Annotated in this window: 15 protein-coding genes; 7 read left to right on the top strand and 8 right to left on the bottom strand. The window is 57.6% G+C overall.

Translation table 11 applies throughout. The features are described 5' to 3' along the window. Nucleotides 1-23 precede the first annotated feature (23 nt). Together C1J05_RS19620 and C1J05_RS19615 are read left to right on the top strand one after the other, a co-directional pair. On the top strand, nucleotides 24-1,115 hold the full coding sequence (locus C1J05_RS19620) for an ABC transporter ATP-binding protein (protein ID WP_114871736.1): 1,092 nt from the start codon (nucleotides 24-26) through the stop codon (nucleotides 1,113-1,115). Between the two features lie 74 nt (nucleotides 1,116-1,189). Further along, nucleotides 1,190-1,972, top strand: coding sequence for a methyltransferase domain-containing protein (locus C1J05_RS19615; protein ID WP_254684655.1), 783 nt, complete (start codon nucleotides 1,190-1,192; stop codon nucleotides 1,970-1,972). A gap of 67 nt (nucleotides 1,973-2,039) precedes the next feature. On the opposite strand, the gene C1J05_RS19610 is transcribed toward C1J05_RS19615, so the two are convergent. Then, nucleotides 2,040-3,104 carry an ABC transporter substrate-binding protein gene (locus C1J05_RS19610; RefSeq protein WP_114871735.1) on the bottom strand — a complete coding sequence of 355 codons (1,065 nt, stop codon included), beginning with the start codon at nucleotides 3,102-3,104 and terminating at the stop codon, nucleotides 2,040-2,042. 157 nt (nucleotides 3,105-3,261) lie between these two features. On the opposite strand from C1J05_RS19610, the gene C1J05_RS19605 reads away from it, so the two are divergent. Continuing rightward, on the top strand, nucleotides 3,262-5,298 hold the full coding sequence (locus tag C1J05_RS19605) for an oxidoreductase (RefSeq protein WP_114872467.1): 2,037 nt from the start codon (nucleotides 3,262-3,264) through the stop codon (nucleotides 5,296-5,298). Here the strand turns inward: C1J05_RS19605 and C1J05_RS19600 are convergent. The 4 genes from C1J05_RS19600 to C1J05_RS19585 are packed head-to-tail and all read right to left on the bottom strand — an operon-like array spanning nucleotide 5,295 to nucleotide 11,139. Next, a complete protein-coding gene (locus tag C1J05_RS19600; protein WP_114871734.1) occupies nucleotides 5,295-6,698 on the bottom strand; it encodes an aminotransferase in 1,404 nt (467 codons plus the stop codon). The genes C1J05_RS19605 and C1J05_RS19600 overlap by 4 nt on opposite strands. A 22-nt stretch (nucleotides 6,699-6,720) precedes the next feature. Continuing rightward, nucleotides 6,721-7,926 (bottom strand): aminomethyltransferase family protein, encoded by a 1,206-nt coding sequence (locus tag C1J05_RS19595; protein WP_114871733.1) that lies wholly within the window; start codon nucleotides 7,924-7,926, stop codon nucleotides 6,721-6,723. Then, nucleotides 7,926-9,491 (bottom strand): phytoene desaturase family protein, encoded by a 1,566-nt coding sequence (locus tag C1J05_RS19590; RefSeq protein WP_114871732.1) that lies wholly within the window; start codon nucleotides 9,489-9,491, stop codon nucleotides 7,926-7,928. Before C1J05_RS19590 ends, C1J05_RS19595 begins: the two co-directional genes overlap by 1 nt. A gap of 10 nt (nucleotides 9,492-9,501) precedes the next feature. Continuing rightward, nucleotides 9,502-11,139: a phytoene desaturase family protein gene (locus C1J05_RS19585; protein WP_114871731.1), complete on the bottom strand. Its 1,638-nt coding sequence runs from the start codon at nucleotides 11,137-11,139 to the stop codon at nucleotides 9,502-9,504. Between the two features lie 140 nt (nucleotides 11,140-11,279). On the opposite strand from C1J05_RS19585, the gene C1J05_RS19580 reads away from it, so the two are divergent. Continuing rightward, nucleotides 11,280-11,936 (top strand): TetR family transcriptional regulator C-terminal domain-containing protein, encoded by a 657-nt coding sequence (locus C1J05_RS19580; RefSeq protein ID WP_114871730.1) that lies wholly within the window; start codon nucleotides 11,280-11,282, stop codon nucleotides 11,934-11,936. Nucleotides 11,937-11,952: 16 nt separating this feature from the next. Here C1J05_RS19580 and C1J05_RS19575 read toward each other — a convergent pair whose 3' ends face one another. Together C1J05_RS19575 and C1J05_RS19570 are read right to left on the bottom strand one after the other, a co-directional pair. After that, nucleotides 11,953-12,657 carry a winged helix-turn-helix domain-containing protein gene (locus tag C1J05_RS19575; RefSeq protein WP_205388999.1) on the bottom strand — a complete coding sequence of 235 codons (705 nt, stop codon included), beginning with the start codon at nucleotides 12,655-12,657 and terminating at the stop codon, nucleotides 11,953-11,955. Next, nucleotides 12,629-12,922 carry a hypothetical protein gene (locus C1J05_RS19570; RefSeq protein ID WP_114871729.1) on the bottom strand — a complete coding sequence of 98 codons (294 nt, stop codon included), beginning with the start codon at nucleotides 12,920-12,922 and terminating at the stop codon, nucleotides 12,629-12,631. The genes C1J05_RS19575 and C1J05_RS19570 overlap by 29 nt, the downstream gene beginning before the upstream one ends. A gap of 178 nt (nucleotides 12,923-13,100) precedes the next feature. Here C1J05_RS19570 and C1J05_RS19565 point away from each other — a divergent pair, with 178 nt between their 5' ends. The 3 genes from C1J05_RS19565 (at nucleotide 13,101) to C1J05_RS19555 (ending at nucleotide 15,538) form a co-directional block, all read left to right on the top strand. Next, nucleotides 13,101-13,601: a hypothetical protein gene (locus tag C1J05_RS19565; RefSeq protein WP_114871728.1), complete on the top strand. Its 501-nt coding sequence runs from the start codon at nucleotides 13,101-13,103 to the stop codon at nucleotides 13,599-13,601. Between the two features lie 116 nt (nucleotides 13,602-13,717). Next, nucleotides 13,718-14,335: a ribonuclease HII gene (locus tag C1J05_RS19560; protein ID WP_114871727.1), complete on the top strand. Its 618-nt coding sequence runs from the start codon at nucleotides 13,718-13,720 to the stop codon at nucleotides 14,333-14,335. A 105-nt stretch (nucleotides 14,336-14,440) separates the two neighbouring features. Continuing rightward, complete coding sequence (locus C1J05_RS19555; RefSeq protein WP_114871726.1) at nucleotides 14,441-15,538, top strand: site-specific DNA-methyltransferase; 1,098 nt, start codon at nucleotides 14,441-14,443, stop codon at nucleotides 15,536-15,538. Between the two features lie 135 nt (nucleotides 15,539-15,673). On the opposite strand, the gene C1J05_RS19550 is transcribed toward C1J05_RS19555, so the two are convergent. After that, nucleotides 15,674-16,000 (bottom strand): DUF1330 domain-containing protein, encoded by a 327-nt coding sequence (locus tag C1J05_RS19550; protein ID WP_114871725.1) that lies wholly within the window; start codon nucleotides 15,998-16,000, stop codon nucleotides 15,674-15,676. Between the last annotated feature and the right edge of the window lie 78 nt (nucleotides 16,001-16,078).

Here is a 16,078-nt window from a genome sequence, read left to right as displayed (position 1 = left end):
CACATGTACAAAGCGAAATCTGAATGACCCCCAAAACCATCATCAACCTGAACGACGTCACCAAGAATTTTGGCTCGGTCCAGGCCCTGCGCGGGATCAACGCCGAGATACGGGAGGGCGAGTTCTTTTCCCTGCTGGGTCCGTCCGGCTGTGGCAAGACGACATTGCTGCGCATGATCGCGGGTTTCGAAGACCCGACAACAGGATCCATCGTGATTGACGGGAAACCGATGGAAGGGATCACCGCCAATCACCGGCCAACCAATATGGTGTTTCAAAGCTACGCGATTTTTCCACATCTGAGTGTCGCGGAAAACGTGGGCTACGGATTGAAGCGCAAGAAACTGTCCAAGGCCGAAATGGCCGAAGAGGTCGAAAACGCGTTGGCCAAGGTCGATCTGCAAGGATACGGCACCCGCGCCGCGCACGAGTTGTCGGGCGGGCAGCGCCAGCGCGTTGCTTTGGCACGGGCACTGGTGATGAAGCCAAAGGTCGTATTGCTGGATGAACCGCTTTCGGCACTGGATAAGAAACTGCGCGAACAGATGCAGGTGGAATTGCGGGCCTTGCAGCAATCGCTGGGGATCACGTTTATTCTGGTCACCCACGATCAGGAAGAAGCGCTGATCATGTCCGACCGGATCGCCGTCATGTTCGAAGGCGAGATTGCCCAGATGGCAACACCGGAAGAATTGTACCGCTACCCCAAAACGCGTCGGGTGGCATCCTTTATCGGGGTGATGAATTTTCTGGATGCGCGGTTTGTTCAAATGGCGAATGATCACATCACATTCGAAATCGCCGCACTGGGGCAGGTAGATATACCCCGCGCGCAGGTGCCTGACGGATTGACACCGCAAACCATCGAAACCGTGGGTATCCGCCCTGAAATGCTGACTGTGTTGTTTGATGGGGCGGCATCCGAACGGACAGTCAACGCCGAGGTTGTGAATACATCCTACTACGGGGACATGACGTATTATGACGTCCTGCTGCCCGATCAGACAAAGCCGGTTACAATTTCCATGCGCAACACGGCGGGACGGTCTGTGGTAAAACCGGGAAACACCGTGTCCGTCGGGTGGGGTTCGGATTCGATTGTTTTGTTCAATTAGGGCAGCAGATGCACGCGACCTGCTTCAGGTACAAAGACAGGCCCGTCACCCGCGCTCGCTGTTAAGAAAGGGAAATGACCGTGTCAGATGATCTCTATGATGATGCCCATATCGCATTTCTGGAACAGATGTGGGGGGAAGGGTATCTTTCGCCCGGCGGCCCCGAAGAGGTATCGCGCGTTCTGACGGGTTTGGATCTGGCCGGGAAAAACGTTCTGGATATCGGGTGTGGGTCGGGCGCGATCACCTTGTCTCTGGCGCGGGATCACGGCGCGGGCCACGTTGTTGGCGTTGATGTCGAAACGCCGGTGTGCGATGCGGCGCGCGCGCGGATCGCTGCGGCAGGTCTGCAGGACCGGGTGTCGATCAAACAGGTGTCGCCGGGTCCGTTCGAATTTGACGATCAAAGCTTTGATGTGGTGTTTTCCAAGGATTCGATCATTCATATTCCGGACAAGGATTTCCTGTCGGCCGAAGTTTTCCGTGTTCTGAAGCCCGGTGGCTGGTTTGCAGCATCAGATTGGCTGATCGCCCATGATGATACACCCTCAGAAGACATGCAGCATTATATCAAACTCGAAGCGCTTGATTTCGCAATGGCGTCTCCCACGCGGTATGCGGAAGCCTTGCACGGGGCCGGTTTTCAGGATGTCACCCTGTCCAGCCGCAATGCGTGGTATGCACAAGTCGGCGAACAGGAACTGGCCTATCTGATCGGCCCTGACCGGTCAGATCTGGAAAACAAACACGGTGCGTCCTTTATTGCCGACCAGATCAAGACATGGACGGCCATGGTCAAGGTGCTGAAGTCCGGCGAACATTGCCCCCACCACATTCGCGCGCAACGTCCGGCCTAGGGTGCGGGCGAAAAAAATGCTGCCAGACCGTGGTCTGACAGCATTTCCGTTCACGATGTGCGGTGCCTTAAAAACCGGCTTTGATCAATTCGAATTCCGCAATCATTTTCTCGCGCAGTTCCGATGGGACGGGCGCTTGCCACAATGTGCCATCACGCAGGCTGTCGCTGGTTTCCAACCCGACAGCGGCCAGATCTTCCGCGCTCATTCCGGAAAGGGCTTCGGCATTGCTGTGGCCATAGCCCCATGCGTTGACGATGTATTCCGCCGTCTTGGGTTCAAGCCATGCGTTGATGAAATCATAGACCTTGTCTTCGGATCCCGGCCCTTCCGCCATTTTCGTGTAACCGCAGACCCAGCTTGACGATCCTTCGGCAGTGTCGCGTTTCATCGCAATCGGAAAGCCTTCGTAGCTCATGGTTGAAAACGTTTCGTTCCAGGCCCATGACAGATAGACTTCGCCGCTTTGCATCAACTGCGCCAGCGTCGCCCCGTCAGACCAGTAGGTGCGCACATTCGGGTGCACCTTGCGCAGGAAATCGGATGCCGCCTTGAACTGTTCGTCGGTGGCCGTAGTCCAGTCCTTGACGCCTGTCGCCAGAAATCCAAGGGCATAGGCGTCATCCACGTTGTCGCCGATGGAAATACGGCCTGCGTGTTTCGGATCGGCGAATGCCTGCAGCGATGCCACATCCTCTTCGCTCAGCAATTCGGTGTTATAGGTCGTTGCCGTGTTGCCCCAGTCGATCGGGACGAAATAATACTCACCGTCTTTCTTGAACGCTTCGATTTCGCGGAAGTTGGGATCAATATCATCCCAGCGATCAATCCGCGATGTATCAAGCGGCGCGATCAATCCGGCCTCGATCCACTTTGGAACCGATTGGGAACAGGGATGCGCCAGATCGGCCTTGAACCCCGAACGCAGTTTCTGGAACGCTTCTTCTTCATCGCCGAAGAACGCGAAAGTCGGGCCTTCGCCGTGGGTTTCCGTGTAGGCGGTATAAAACTCCGGGTCTTCATATCCGGCCCAGTCAAAGACAACCAGTTCCGCATCTTGTGCATGGACCATGGTTCCGATGGCCGCGACCGAACACGCCAAGGCCGCGCTGATGGATTTAAAGTGATTCATAGTTCTCCCCTTTTTTGGTTTTCTTGGTTCAATTGGACGACGTCAGGTGATGTTATTTGTATTTCCCCAAAAGGCTAAGGGGGATTCCGTGTTGACACAAGTTTTTATTGAGCGCTCAAATAAAAACAGCAACCCTTGGACATACGAGACTGAAAATATGCGCGATCCAGCCCATGATATTCTTTTCCAGCCGATCCAGATCGGGCCTGTCACCGCCAAGAACCGGTTTTATCAGGTGCCCCATTGCACGGGTATGGGATGGCGTCGGCCGAATGCACTGGCGGCGATGCGGGGGATCAAGGCGGAAGGTGGTTGGGGTGTTGTGAATACTGAATACTGTTCGATCCATCCCAGTTCGGACAATGAAGGGCACGCCAACGCCACCTTGTGGGGCAAGGAAGATATCGACGCCCACCGCTGGATGACAGAGGCGGTGCATGAACATGGGGCGCTGGCAGGCGTTGAGCTTTGGGTTGGTGGCGGAATGACGGTCAACCTGGCCTCGCGGATGCCGGCGCTGGGGCTGCGTAACCGTCCCCAGACCGACAGCAGCGTGTTCCACCCCGGCCAGACCCGCCGGATAGATAAACAGGACATCCGCAATATCCGCAAATGGCACCGCGATGCGGCACTGCGCGCGTTAGTGGCCGGGTTTGACATCGTCTATGTCTATGCCACGCATGGCTATCTGCTGTCGGATTTTCTGAACGCAGATACCAACACGCGCAGTGACGAATACGGCGGAAGCCTGCAAAACCGCGTGCGTCTTGTGGCCGAAATAATCGAAGATACGAAAGACGCTGTCGGGGACAAGGCGGCAGTCGCCACTCGGTTTACCGTCGATCTGGAAGACACCGAAACCTATGATGCGTTTTCACTGCTGTCTGATCTGCCCGATCTGTGGGATCTGACAGTCCATGATTACGGCGTCGAAATGGGCGCGTCGCGCTTTGTGAAAGAAGCTGCTCTTGCCAACAGCGTGGCGCGCGCCAAGACACTGACAGACAAACCTGTCGTGGCGGTGGGGCGTTACACCTCGCCCGACACGATGGCGCGGGTCATTCGCGACGGCACACAGGATCTGATCGGCGCGGCCCGCCCGTCAATCGCCGATCCGTTCCTGCCGGAAAAGATCGCGCAGGGGCGATCAGACGATATACGGGAATGTATCGGGTGCAACATATGTTATGCGCAGGAATCACTGGGTGTCCCGATCCGATGCACCCAAAACCCGACAATGGGCGAAGAATGGCGGCTTGGGTGGCATCCGGAAAAGACCGGGCAATGCAACAGACCGGAAAAGGTGCTTGTGGTCGGGGGCGGGCCTGCCGGGCTGGAAGCGGCACGGGTTCTGGGCGCGCGCGGGCACAGCGTGATTCTGGCCGAGGCGAACAGGCAACTGGGCGGGCGCGTAACCCGTGAATCCCGATTGCCCGGCCTGTCTGAATGGGCGCGGGTGCGTGACTGGCGCATCGGGCAGATCGCCAAACTGGACAATATTGCGGTTTACCCCGAAAGCCGGATGCGCGCGGATGATGTGATCGCGTTAGAAGTGGATCATGTCCTGATCGCAACCGGAGCGCGCTGGGCTTCGGATGCGATCGGGCGCCATAGCGATTTTGGGTTCGATCCCGTTGATCCGAACATGATCGTCAATGCGGAAACCGTTCTGGACGGAACGCAGATCGGCGCGCAGTCGGTCGTCATTTATGACGATGATCACTATTACATGGGATCGGTGTTGGCGCTGGAACTGCGCGGGCGCGGGCATGATGTAACCCTTGTCACACCTGCGGGGCGCGCATGTGCGTGGGGCGCGCATACGTCGGAACAAATGCAATCCAACGCCGCCCTGATCAATGCCGGGGTAAAGATCGTGACAAACCAGCAGGTCGCGGGAGTTGGAAACGGACAGGTGCGGCTGTGCTGTGTGTTTTCCGGCCAGGCGGATATGATTACCTGCGATGGTGTCATCCCGTTGACCCGCCGGCTGCCGGTGACGGATCTCTATTCAGACCTTGCAGACCGGCAGACGCCAAAGATGAAAACGCTGCTGCGCATCGGCGATGCGGATGCTGCCTCGACGATTGCCGCGGCGGTTTACAGCGGGTACCGCGCGGCAATGGATCTGGGCCGGAACATCGATCCGGCGCAGACACATGGCCGGCGCGAGCACCCGACCTTGTTGCGCTAGGCGGCGTCTGCCATATCGTCTGTCACCTTCTGAAGTGCCTTTTCCAGAATATCGAACATCTCGTCGATCTGGTCCTTGGTGATGATCAGAGGCGGCGAAAACACTGCCATGTTGATCAGCGGGCGCACCAGCAGTCCCATTTCCTCGCAGGCTTCATCCAGCAACGCGCCCAGTTTGCGTTGCGCTTCCAGATTGCCGCCGTCTTCTTCGGGGCGGCCTTCGATACAGCCCAGCAATCCCATGCCGCGCACATCACCGACAATCGGATACTTGATCAGATCATGCAGGCGCTTCTGGAAATGTGGCGTCACCTCGCGCACATGCTCCAGAATACCTTCTTCTTCGATGATCTCGATGTTGGTCAGGGCGGCGGCGCAGCACACCGGATGCGCCGAATAGGTATAGCCGTTTGAAAACAGCACATCCTGATCCGGCCCCGTCATACGCTGCATGATCCGGTCGGATATGATACAGGCGCCCAGCGGCAGATACCCCGATGTCAGGCCCTTGGCGCACGTGATGATATCGGGCTGGATGCCGAAAACATCTTCACTGGCGAACCAGTGGCCCAGACGGCCGAACCCTGTCACCACCTCGTCCGAGATATAGATGATGTCATGCTTGCGGCACACCTCAAGCGTGCGCTTGTGATATCCGGGCGGTGGGACGATCACACCGCCGGAACACAGGATCGGTTCGGCGATGAACGCGCCCACGTTTTCCGGCCCAAGCTCTGCAATCGCGTTTTCAAGATCGGCGATCTTTTCATCACACCATTCCTCAACGCTCATCCCTTTGGGGCGGCGATAAGGGTTAACGTCGGGCAGGAATTCAACCAGACGGCTTTCCACGTCGAACCGATTCTTGTCGCGTTCCTTGCCCGTCACGGTCGATGCCAGATAGGTTGACCCGTGATAGCCCTTTTCCCGCGCGATCACGATTTTCTTGTTCGGGCGTCCCAACCGGTTGTTCAGAAACTGGACAGTGCGCAGGGCGCTGTCGACGGCGGTTGACCCGCCGGTGGTGAAAAACACATTGTTCAGATCGCCGGGTGTCATTTTTGCGATCTTGCGGGCCAGAACGGCCGAGGGTTCGGTTGTTGTGGTCCAGGGAGAGTTATAGGCCAGCCGCATCACCTGGGCCGATATCGCATCCGCCATTTTCTGACGGCCATAACCGATTTGCACGCACCACATGCCGCCGGGGCCGTCAATGAACCTTTTGCCTGTGTGATCCCAAAGATAAATACCTTCGGCCTGATCGACGAGCATGTTGTCGTAATCGCGCCAGCTGTCCATCGGGCACCAGGGATGAAGCTGATACTTGCGGTCCCAGGCATTCAACTGTTCGGCATCCGGTTCGTTCGGCAATGCGGTGATGTTTTCACTGACGCTTGTCATGGAGTCTCTCCTTGGCGACGGATTAAAACGGGCCGGGCGGTGTGGCCCGTGCGCGTGCGTTCTGAAAGAACGGCTTGTTTTCGATTTTCAGCGGGACAAGGCGCCGGTCCCAGCGGCCTTCTTCGTTCACGTACACTTCGACCCAGAGATCGGATGTGATGGCAAATCCGTAAGGCGCCTTGAACTCTGCCAGCGCGATGTTGCGTTTTGTGGTGGGCGACCAAACCCCGGACGTGACAAACCCGACCTCTTTCTTTTTGCGGTGATAGATCAGCGCGTCCTGCGCGGGTTTGAAACCGCCGATGTCGATCTTGGCCAGATGATAGCGGCGGCCATCTGCAACCTGTTTCAACAACGCGCGGCGCCCATTGAAATGGCCCTTGTCAAAGGCCACCATCTTTTCAAAACCCAGTTCGATCGGGGTGCGCCCGCGATGCAGACGCATCACCGCATGAACCGGCTGGAAATCCACGCCGGCAGCGATGAAGCCCGCCTCGATCCGCACGATGTTCAGCGCTTCGGAACCGATGGCGCGCACGCCCCAATGATCGCCCGCGGCCCACAACCTGTCCCACAATTGTGTCGCCTTGTCCCATGGCACCCAGATTTCATAGCCCAGATCGCCGGTAAACCCGGTGCGCGACACCCACAGATCGGGTTCCACCTCGCGCCAGTCAAAGGGTTTCATATCCGCAACCGCACCAAGGCCGGCATCTTTCAGCAGCGAAAACGATGTCGGCCCCTGCAAAGACAAGGCCGCGACCAGATCGCTTTCGTCGATCACCTGAACGTCAAAACCCCATGCGACGTCCAGCAGCCAGCCGAACATCGGTTCCTGACAGCACAACCGGTAATCGTCCTCGGCAAAGCGGAACAATGTCCCGTCGTCGATCAGCATGCCATCTTCGTCGCACCACATCACGTAGCTGACGCGGCCATCGCGGATTTTGCGCACATCGCGCGTGACCAGACGGTTGACCACGGCCAGCGCATCCGGCCCGGAAATCCGGTATTTGTGCATCGGTGATATATCAAACAGCGTGGCCTGATTGCGGATCGCGAAATATTCAAACTCGACCGTATCCAGAACCAGCGGCGACACGTAACCGGCCCAGCGCCCCCACGATTTCGCGCGGCTCAGCGGTGCCAGCCGGGATTGGAACGGCCCGTCGATCAGCCCGATGGGCACGCCTGTTTGTTGTGTTTTCTGTTTCGTTGCGCGCGCCATCACACCCCTCCGTCCTGCAAAAGTTGCAGCGCGGCGTTGCGCCCTGCTGCCCCCATCACATCCCCGCCGGGATGGGCGGATGCCCCGCACAGGTAATAGCCGCCAATGCCGAACCGGTAATGGGCCATGCCGTTGGCCGGCCGCACCGTCAGTATCTGGTCAAACCCCATTTCGGCGTGATGCCAGTGCCCGCCGGGCGCACCGGTCTGCGCCTCGATATCGGCGGGGGTCAGTGCATCGGCGCGGGTCACAAGGGCGGACAGGCCCGGCGCATATCGTTCCAGCGTTTCAATCGTCAACTTGATCAGACGCTCGCGCGCGGCGTCGTCCCATCCGCCGTCCAGCGCGTAGGGCACATAGCTGACCACGGCAGACAGCACGTGCTGTCCGTTAATGCTCAGCGATGGGTCCGACAGGCTGGGAAGAACGGCCTCGATCACCGGTTCTTTCGACATTTCGCCATATTTCGCGGGGTTGAACGCCCGTTCGACATAGGTGGAAGACGGGGCAACCAGCAACCGCGCAGCGGTCTGTTTCGCCGACAATCCGGTAAACACGGGCACGCCGCTTAGCACCAGATGCACCTTGGCGGTTGTGCCCTTGTTGCGCAGGTTGCGCATGCGGCGCACCGCTTCGGTATCAAAATGGGCGAAACCGGCCATCTGCATGGTCTGAAAGCCGCCAAGGCTGGACAGAACCGCCTTGGCCCGGATCACCGTGCCATCGTCCAGTTCCACACCTTGTGTGCGGTCCTCTTCAACCAGAACACGCGCCACACCGGTTCCGGTGTGAATGTCACAGCCCTTGCCCCGAGCCGCAGTGGCAAAGGCATCGGCAACCGCACCCATGCCGCCCATCGGCAATTGCACCGCACCGCCATTGCCCAGACGGTACATCAGCGAAAACACCGTGCCCGGTGAACGCGGCCCCGCATAGGCGCCGCGTACCGCATCCGCCGACAAGGCACCTGCCAGTGGCGCGTCTTGCAGTTCGTCCAACAGAACGTCACTGGCGTTTGACAGCAGGATACGCAGAAATTCGCGCATATCCTTTTTGCCCATGCGTTTCAGATCAATGCCAAGCTTTGCCAGCCCCGCCAGTTCCTTGAGCGTCGCAATTTCTGACAACCCACCCGCAAGGGACGGGGGCGGCTTGACCGACATCCGGCCCAGCAGCGTTGCGAATTTTTGCAAACGCGCCACCAGCGCGCGACAGGTTTCCGCTTCGGGATGTGCGGACCCATCGGCAAAGGATACATCCTTGCCGTCTATTACAACATGTTTGCCATCCGCTGACAGTGACACAGTCGGCAGGTTGACCGATTTCGGCAGGGTCAACCCGATCTCGCGGGCCACAACCGGGTTCAGATTGTAGAGCAGATGCGCAATTTGCGGGGCCTTGACCCCGTCGCCCATGTCCACGGTCTTGGACATGCCGCCAATCGCCGTGTCCCGTTCGATTACGCACACCGACTTGCCCTTGGCGGCCAGTGTCGCCGCCGCGGCAAGCCCGTTGTGGCCTGCCCCGATCACGATCGCATCATAAGGTTTGGATGTTGTGTTCATGCCATCCCCCTCACGCTGCAAAGCTGGGCATCAGCTTGCCCTTGCCGATCGTGCGCAGAATTTCACGTGCGGCGTTGGCGCCGGGGGCTGCCATCACACCGCCACCGGGATGGGCGGATGATCCGACAATATACATGCCGTCAATCGGTGTGTCGTATTGCGCGTAACCGGGCACCGGACGGTTGAACAGCAACTGGTCAAAGGTCAGTTCACCCTGAAAGATGTTGCCTTCGGTCAGGCCAACCTCTTTTTCGATATCCCAGGGCGTGCGCACTTCTGCATGGACAATGCGTTTGCGGATATCGGGGCAGGCCTGTTCAATCTTGTCAAACACGCAATCGGCAAAGGCCTTGCGGGTTGCATCGTTCCAGTTCTCGCCGCTGCGCACGCCGTTCACCTCCAGATCGTAGGGGGCATACTGAACGAACACTGTCATCATATGTTTGCCGGGGGGCGCCATCGTCGGGTCGATCTGGCTGGGGATCAGCATGTCGAAATAAGGGTCGGACGACCATTGCCCTTCCTTCCAGTCGTCATAGGCCCGTTCCAGTTCGTTCAGCGAGGTTGAACAATGCATGTCGCCGCGCAAGAATGTGGCGTTGGCCGGGGCTGCGGGAAATTCGGGCAGGGCATCCAGCGCAATGTTGATCTTGCCGCTGGATCCGCGAATTTTGAACCGTTCCACAGCGCGGGTGAAATCTGCGGGCAGATCGCTGCGATCCACATGATGCAGGAAGGTGCGTTTCACATCCATGTTCGACGCCACAATCGGGGCCTCGAACGTATCGCCATTTTCCAAGGCCACACCCGTCACCTTGCCGTCCTTGATCAGAAACTTTTCAACGCCCGATCCAACGGCTATTTCGCCGCCTGCCTCTTCGAAGGCTGCGCCTAGTGCATTGGAAATGGCCCCCATCCCGCCGCGCGCAAAGCCCCACGCGCCAATGGCGCCATCCACATCGCCCATGTAATGGTGCAGCAACACATAGGCCGTTCCGGGCGAATAAACGCCAAGGCCGGTGCCGATGATGCCCGATCCGGCCAGATGCGCCTTGATCAGATCGTTTTCAAAATGCTCGTCCAGAAAATCGCCGATCGACATGGTCCAGAACCGCAGGGTTTCGCCCAGTTCCTTGGCCCCCAGCCCGTGCGCCTGTTTGACCAGAAACAGCAATTCGGAAATGTCGCGGGGTTTCATCAATGTGGGATCCGGCGCATTGCGCAGCAGGAACGGACGGATGAACCGGCACTGGCGGATCACGGTCTGGCTGAACCGTTCATAGGCATCCACATCCCGCGGATTATGCCGCGCCATTTCACGGCGCAGGGCATCATGGTCGGACATGTAGGCGAAATAATCGCCATTCCGGTCAAAGCTGGCACCGCCTTCGTAGGGGATCACCTGCAAACCAAAGCGCGGCAATTCCAGATCGCGCACGATTTCACGGCGCAGCAGCGAACAGACATAGGAACAGTTGGAATAGGTCCAGCCTTCGTGCAGCGACCGGCTGACAGCGGCGCCGCCGATCCAGTCGTTCTTTTCCACGACCAGTGTCCGCAAACCGGCCTTGGCCAGATAGCAGGCAGTTGTCAGGCCGTTGTGGCCCGCCCCTGCGACAATCGCATCATAGGCGCTGTGTTTGCCCATTTTCCGTCTCCATGATTTCCCGCGATACTAGCCGACAGACTCTTGCCGGTAAAGTTTTTCTGAGCGCTCAAATAAAAATAATCTGGCTGACACGGTGCGCGGTTTATGAAAAACAGGGACTACCTGTCAGAGGCGGCAATATGAAGACGACTGAAACCGAAACGGCCAAGCCTAGAAAAGAGCGCAAGGCAAATGCAGACAAGCGGCGCCAGCAGTTGCTGGATGCCACGCTGCGTTCGATTGTGGCGAACGGTCTGACCAAGACAACCCTTGCCACCGTTGCGAACGAGGCATCGCTTTCGCAAGGGGTTGCCGTTTTCTACTTTAAATCGAAAACCGGCCTTCTGACCGAAGCCTTGCGCGAACAATACAGACGTTACGAGGAAAACTGGCAACAGGCTCTTGCTGCGGCGGGGCCGGATCATCTGGATCAGTTGCTGGCCCTGATCCGGGCCGATTTTGCGCCGCAGGTCTGCAATTCTGATGCGTTGTCGATCTGGTTCGCCTTTTGGGGCGAACAAAATTTCACGCCGTCCTATGCCGATGTTTCAGCCCAGTTCGATATCCGCCGTTCACAGGCGGTCCGCAATGTTTGCGAACGTTTGCTGGCGGATGATGATCAGGCCAACCCGGCGCGCATTGCGGAATGGATTGACGGGTTTACCGATGCGTTCTGGCAGCGTTTGCATCTGTTCCCCAAAACGGAAACCATCGAGAACGCACTCGAATCGACGTTCGAACTGGTTCAGCAGCTTTTGCCCGATCATGCGGAAAGAATCCGCAAACAGGTGCGGTGATACGCGCCCAATCGGCCTAGATGACTTGGATCACATCCTTGTCGATCGCCAGCATGTAACCGCGTCTTGCAATATTCTTGACCAGCAGTTCCGACACGATCTGATTGCCCAGCGTGTCGCGCAATCGCTTGATGCGGGTCGCCCCTGCCGCTTCGTCACAATCGGCGGCGTTGCGCCCTGAAATCATACCTTCGATCTCGGATCCGGACAGTACATCGTCGTCCAGCCGCGCTTCGGCCAGAACGCTAAGGGTTTCCATTGCCGCTTCGGTCAGCTTGAAGCCCAGATTGTTCAGATAAACGGTTTTTTCCTCGCGGCTGATCAACAGCGAATTGACCTGAATGCCCACGCGTTCAATCTGTGCCATGCGCCGGTTCAGCGTGACCAGCATCACCAGAAACACCAGCGCCGCCACCAAAAGCGCCGTGGCGAACACCAGCAGCACAAAGATCACAATGCGGTAACTGGACAACGTATCGGAAAATGCCGTGCCGGACTGCGCCAGAATTTCAAGCAGCTTGATCTCGGCCTGCGCGGTCAGATCATTGTTTTCGATAAACAGTTGTTCAACGCGGGCATCAAATGCCCCGGCATCCGGCAAGGCAAAAAAAAGCCCGATGGCCGCAACAAGAAGGATCAGAACAATAGAGACGATCCCGAAAACCACGATCCGGTTTCCGGACCGGCGCGTGTCAATAACGGAGGTAGAAAGGTCCGGCACTGTCTTTCCTTTCTGGCAAACCTTCAGGCCCGAAAACGGACACCACATTTAACACAGTCCACCCGCTGCCGGACAGTCTTGCCGCGATTTCCGATTTTGCCGACTCTTTGGTGCAGGCACCGCTGATTTGAACCACGCCGTAATGCAGGCGCAGCGGGTTGTCCTGTTTGGCCTTGTAATCGGCAAAACAATCGGCGGCCAGAACCGGCGGCGCCATCCAGGCCAGCACAACGGTGGCCACAAGGGAAAGAAGCATCTGTTTCATAAGTCACTTAGTGCGCCTTTGCTGGCTGATATTCAATATCGGGCCGCCGCCGGTTCGCTGTTATCGGATAACGCCGCGCTGATATTGCCTGTCTTTGCCGTCCTCACCCAGTCTTGGGCATATTCCCTGCTTTCCGCATCGGAACAGGATCAACCTAAGCTGCAAAAGGAACGACAAGATGTCCGGAAAACGCCACAGAAGATTCATTGCCGCAATCATTTCGGTTTCCATTTCAATAACTGCATTCTCGGCCGGGTCGGCCCGTGCCGGCGATCGGGATGTGGCCCGCTTTCTGGCCGGAGTCGCCGGGCTTGTCGTTCTGGGGGCTATCATCAACGACCAGCGCAAAAAGGATAAGGCGCCTGATTATGATTATACCGCGCGCCGCGACTATCAGCCGTTGCCGCGTACCCAACATGCGCCCCGTCATGCGTTGAAACCCAGACCGTTGCCCGACCGGGTCGCGCGCAAGGTTCTGCCAGGTCATTGCCTGAACGATTACAACACGCGGCGCGGGCCGGTTCGGCTTTTGGGCGAACATTGCCTGCGCAAAAATTATCGCCATGTGAACCGCCTGCCAAGCGAGTGCTACAGCGAAGTGCGCAGCCGTGGCGGCGTGCGGCGCGGCTACGGCCCGCAATGCCTGCGCACCTATGGATACACCTTCGCCCGCAACTAGTACGCAGGCGAAGCGGCACCGCGTTCTATGGTGCCGAACTTGGGGAAAGGTCTGATTCAGTACCTTTCCCCCTTTTTCGGGTTGATGTCGGGGCGGTCCTGCGGGCATTCAACAGTATGGCCGGACCTGACTATTCATTCGAAGCAGAAGCCGCTGCACGCGGGTACATCCGCATTGCGGGCGTCGATGAAGTGGGGCGCGGCCCGCTGGCAGGCCCCGTCACCGCCGCGGCGGTTATTCTGGACCCGACCAACATACCCGCCGGGCTGAACGATTCCAAAAAACTGGGGCCAGCGGTGCGCGCTCGTCTGAACGATGCCCTGATGGCTGTTGCCGATGTATCGATTGCGCATGCAAGCGTCGAAGAAATCGACACGCTCAATATTCTGCGCGCGTCGCATCTGGCGATGGAACGTGCCGTTGCCGGATTGAACCCGCCGCCGGATTTCCTGTTGATCGACGGCAACTTGATTCCGCGCGGATTACACATTCCGGCAGAACCGCTGATCAAGGGTGACAGCAAATCAGTTTCGATTTCTGCGGCCTCGATCGTTGCAAAAATATGCCGCGATCGCATCATGGTGGATTTGGCGCAACAGCATCCGGGATATGGATGGGAGACAAATGCGGGATATCCGTCAAAAAGCCACAGGTTGGCGCTTCAAAATCTTGGCGTAACCCCACACCATAGACGTTCGTTTAAACCGGTGCACTATATCTTGTATCAAGGCTAAATCTTAAAGCCTTGATTCAAAAAAGAAATTGACGACGAATCAGCTTTGACTCATCTTTGTCCTCAACCAACGAGCGTAAAATGCGCCGGGACAGAGGCAGACAGAATGACCAAGACAAAGGGCGCCGCGGCGCTCCCGCTGAATACGATTATTGATGGCGATTGCATTGATGTGATGAACAGTTTGCCGGAGGGCTCTGTTGATCTGATCTTTGCCGATCCGCCCTATAATCTCCAACTCAAAGGCGACCTGCACCGCCCCGACAATTCCCGCGTCGATGCCGTGGATGACGCCTGGGATCAGTTCTCGTCTTTCGCTGCCTATGACACCTTCACCAAAGCATGGCTGAAAGCGGCCCGCAGGTTGCTGAAACCGCATGGCGCGATCTGGGTTATCGGATCTTATCACAACATTTTCCGCGTCGGCGCAGCGATGCAGGATACCGGTTTCTGGCTGCTGAACGATGTTGTCTGGCGCAAATCCAACCCGATGCCGAACTTTCGCGGCAAGCGGTTTACCAATGCCCATGAAACGATGATCTGGGCCAGCAAGGAAGAAGGCGGCAAATACACCTTCAATTACGAAGCGCTGAAGGCGTTGAACGAAGGGATCCAGATGCGCAGCGACTGGGTGCTGCCGATCTGTACCGGCCACGAACGTCTGAAAGACGACAACGGCGAAAAGGCCCACCCGACGCAAAAACCCGAAAGCCTGCTGCACCGCGTACTTGTCGGCTCTACCAATCCCGGCGATGTTGTGCTTGATCCGTTTTTTGGCACCGGCACCACAGGGGCTGTCGCCAAGATGCTGGGCCGCGAATACATCGGCATTGAACGCGAAGCCGCCTATCGCAAGGTCGCGGAAAAACGTATTGCATCCGTGCGCAAATTCGACCGCGAAGCGTTGCAGGTCAGCGCATCAAAACGGGCCGAACCGCGCGTTCCCTTTGGTCAGTTGGTGGAACGCGGCATGCTGCGACCGGGCGAAGAACTTTATTCCATGAACAACCGCCACAAGGCCAAGGTGCGAGCCGATGGCACCCTGATCGGGGATGATGTCAAAGGCTCGATCCATCAGGTTGGCGCCGCGCTGGAAGGTGCGCCAAGCTGCAATGGCTGGACCTATTGGCACTTCAAACGCGATGGAAAACGCGTGCCAATCGATCTGTTGCGCCAGCAAATCCGTTCGGAAATGGCCAACTGATTTTCAAGAGAATTCGAATACCGCCGGTGCCTGTGGTCTGTCTGGACCGCCTGTAAAACAGGCACTCACCTTGGCCCCGCCCCCCAAAGGCGGGGCCTTTTTTGTGCACCTGTCAGGCAGAATATTTGCCGGTTTTCACCCGGCCTTCAGGTAGGGAATTGACCCGGCAATATCGGTATCGTCGATCACGTGAAAATTGCTGACGCTCCCCGCCTGTCGCGCCCGGCCAAACGGTGCATATTCCGGATCGGATGCAAAACTGTTCAATGCGTCCCGCGTTGGAAATTCCAGAATCGCAATCAGCGTGCTGTCCTTGTCCGAACCCTCAAGGGTTTCGATATTGCCGCTGCGAGACAGGTACCGGCCACCGTGCTTTTTTACCAGTTCGTGGACATGGGTCGCGTAGTCCGGAACCCAGCTATCGTCTGTGATCTTGATGTCGGCTATTAGAAATACACTCATGATTTTCTCCCATTGGCTTCAGCATCGAACATCGAGGCTTGCCAGAGAAACCTAGGGTACGGTGCCGCAACCGATCCA

This window comes from Sulfitobacter sp. JL08, from assembly GCF_003352045.1.
Classification (GTDB): domain Bacteria; phylum Pseudomonadota; class Alphaproteobacteria; order Rhodobacterales; family Rhodobacteraceae; genus JL08.
The sequence above is the reverse complement of the archived record's forward strand: the minus strand, read 5'-3'. Positions and strand labels throughout refer to the sequence as shown.

What these genes read in the sequence shown, in the direction of transcription:
- C1J05_RS19620 (WP_114871736.1), top strand. Translation starts at nt 24, where the DNA reads ATGACCCCCAAAACCATCATCAACCTGAACGACGTCACCAAGAATTTT.
- C1J05_RS19615 (WP_254684655.1), top strand. Translation starts at nt 1,190, where the DNA reads ATGACCGTGTCAGATGATCTCTATGATGATGCCCATATCGCATTTCTG.
- C1J05_RS19610 (WP_114871735.1), bottom strand. Translation starts at nt 3,104, where the DNA reads ATGAATCACTTTAAATCCATCAGCGCGGCCTTGGCGTGTTCGGTCGCG.
- C1J05_RS19605 (WP_114872467.1), top strand. Translation starts at nt 3,262, where the DNA reads ATGCGCGATCCAGCCCATGATATTCTTTTCCAGCCGATCCAGATCGGG.
- C1J05_RS19600 (WP_114871734.1), bottom strand. Translation starts at nt 6,698, where the DNA reads ATGACAAGCGTCAGTGAAAACATCACCGCATTGCCGAACGAACCGGAT.
- C1J05_RS19595 (WP_114871733.1), bottom strand. Translation starts at nt 7,926, where the DNA reads ATGGCGCGCGCAACGAAACAGAAAACACAACAAACAGGCGTGCCCATC.
- C1J05_RS19590 (WP_114871732.1), bottom strand. Translation starts at nt 9,491, where the DNA reads ATGAACACAACATCCAAACCTTATGATGCGATCGTGATCGGGGCAGGC.
- C1J05_RS19585 (WP_114871731.1), bottom strand. Translation starts at nt 11,139, where the DNA reads ATGGGCAAACACAGCGCCTATGATGCGATTGTCGCAGGGGCGGGCCAC.
- C1J05_RS19580 (WP_114871730.1), top strand. Translation starts at nt 11,280, where the DNA reads ATGAAGACGACTGAAACCGAAACGGCCAAGCCTAGAAAAGAGCGCAAG.
- C1J05_RS19570 (WP_114871729.1), bottom strand. Translation starts at nt 12,922, where the DNA reads ATGAAACAGATGCTTCTTTCCCTTGTGGCCACCGTTGTGCTGGCCTGG.
- C1J05_RS19565 (WP_114871728.1), top strand. Translation starts at nt 13,101, where the DNA reads ATGTCCGGAAAACGCCACAGAAGATTCATTGCCGCAATCATTTCGGTT.
- C1J05_RS19560 (WP_114871727.1), top strand. Translation starts at nt 13,718, where the DNA reads ATGGCCGGACCTGACTATTCATTCGAAGCAGAAGCCGCTGCACGCGGG.
- C1J05_RS19555 (WP_114871726.1), top strand. Translation starts at nt 14,441, where the DNA reads ATGACCAAGACAAAGGGCGCCGCGGCGCTCCCGCTGAATACGATTATT.
- C1J05_RS19550 (WP_114871725.1), bottom strand. Translation starts at nt 16,000, where the DNA reads ATGAGTGTATTTCTAATAGCCGACATCAAGATCACAGACGATAGCTGG.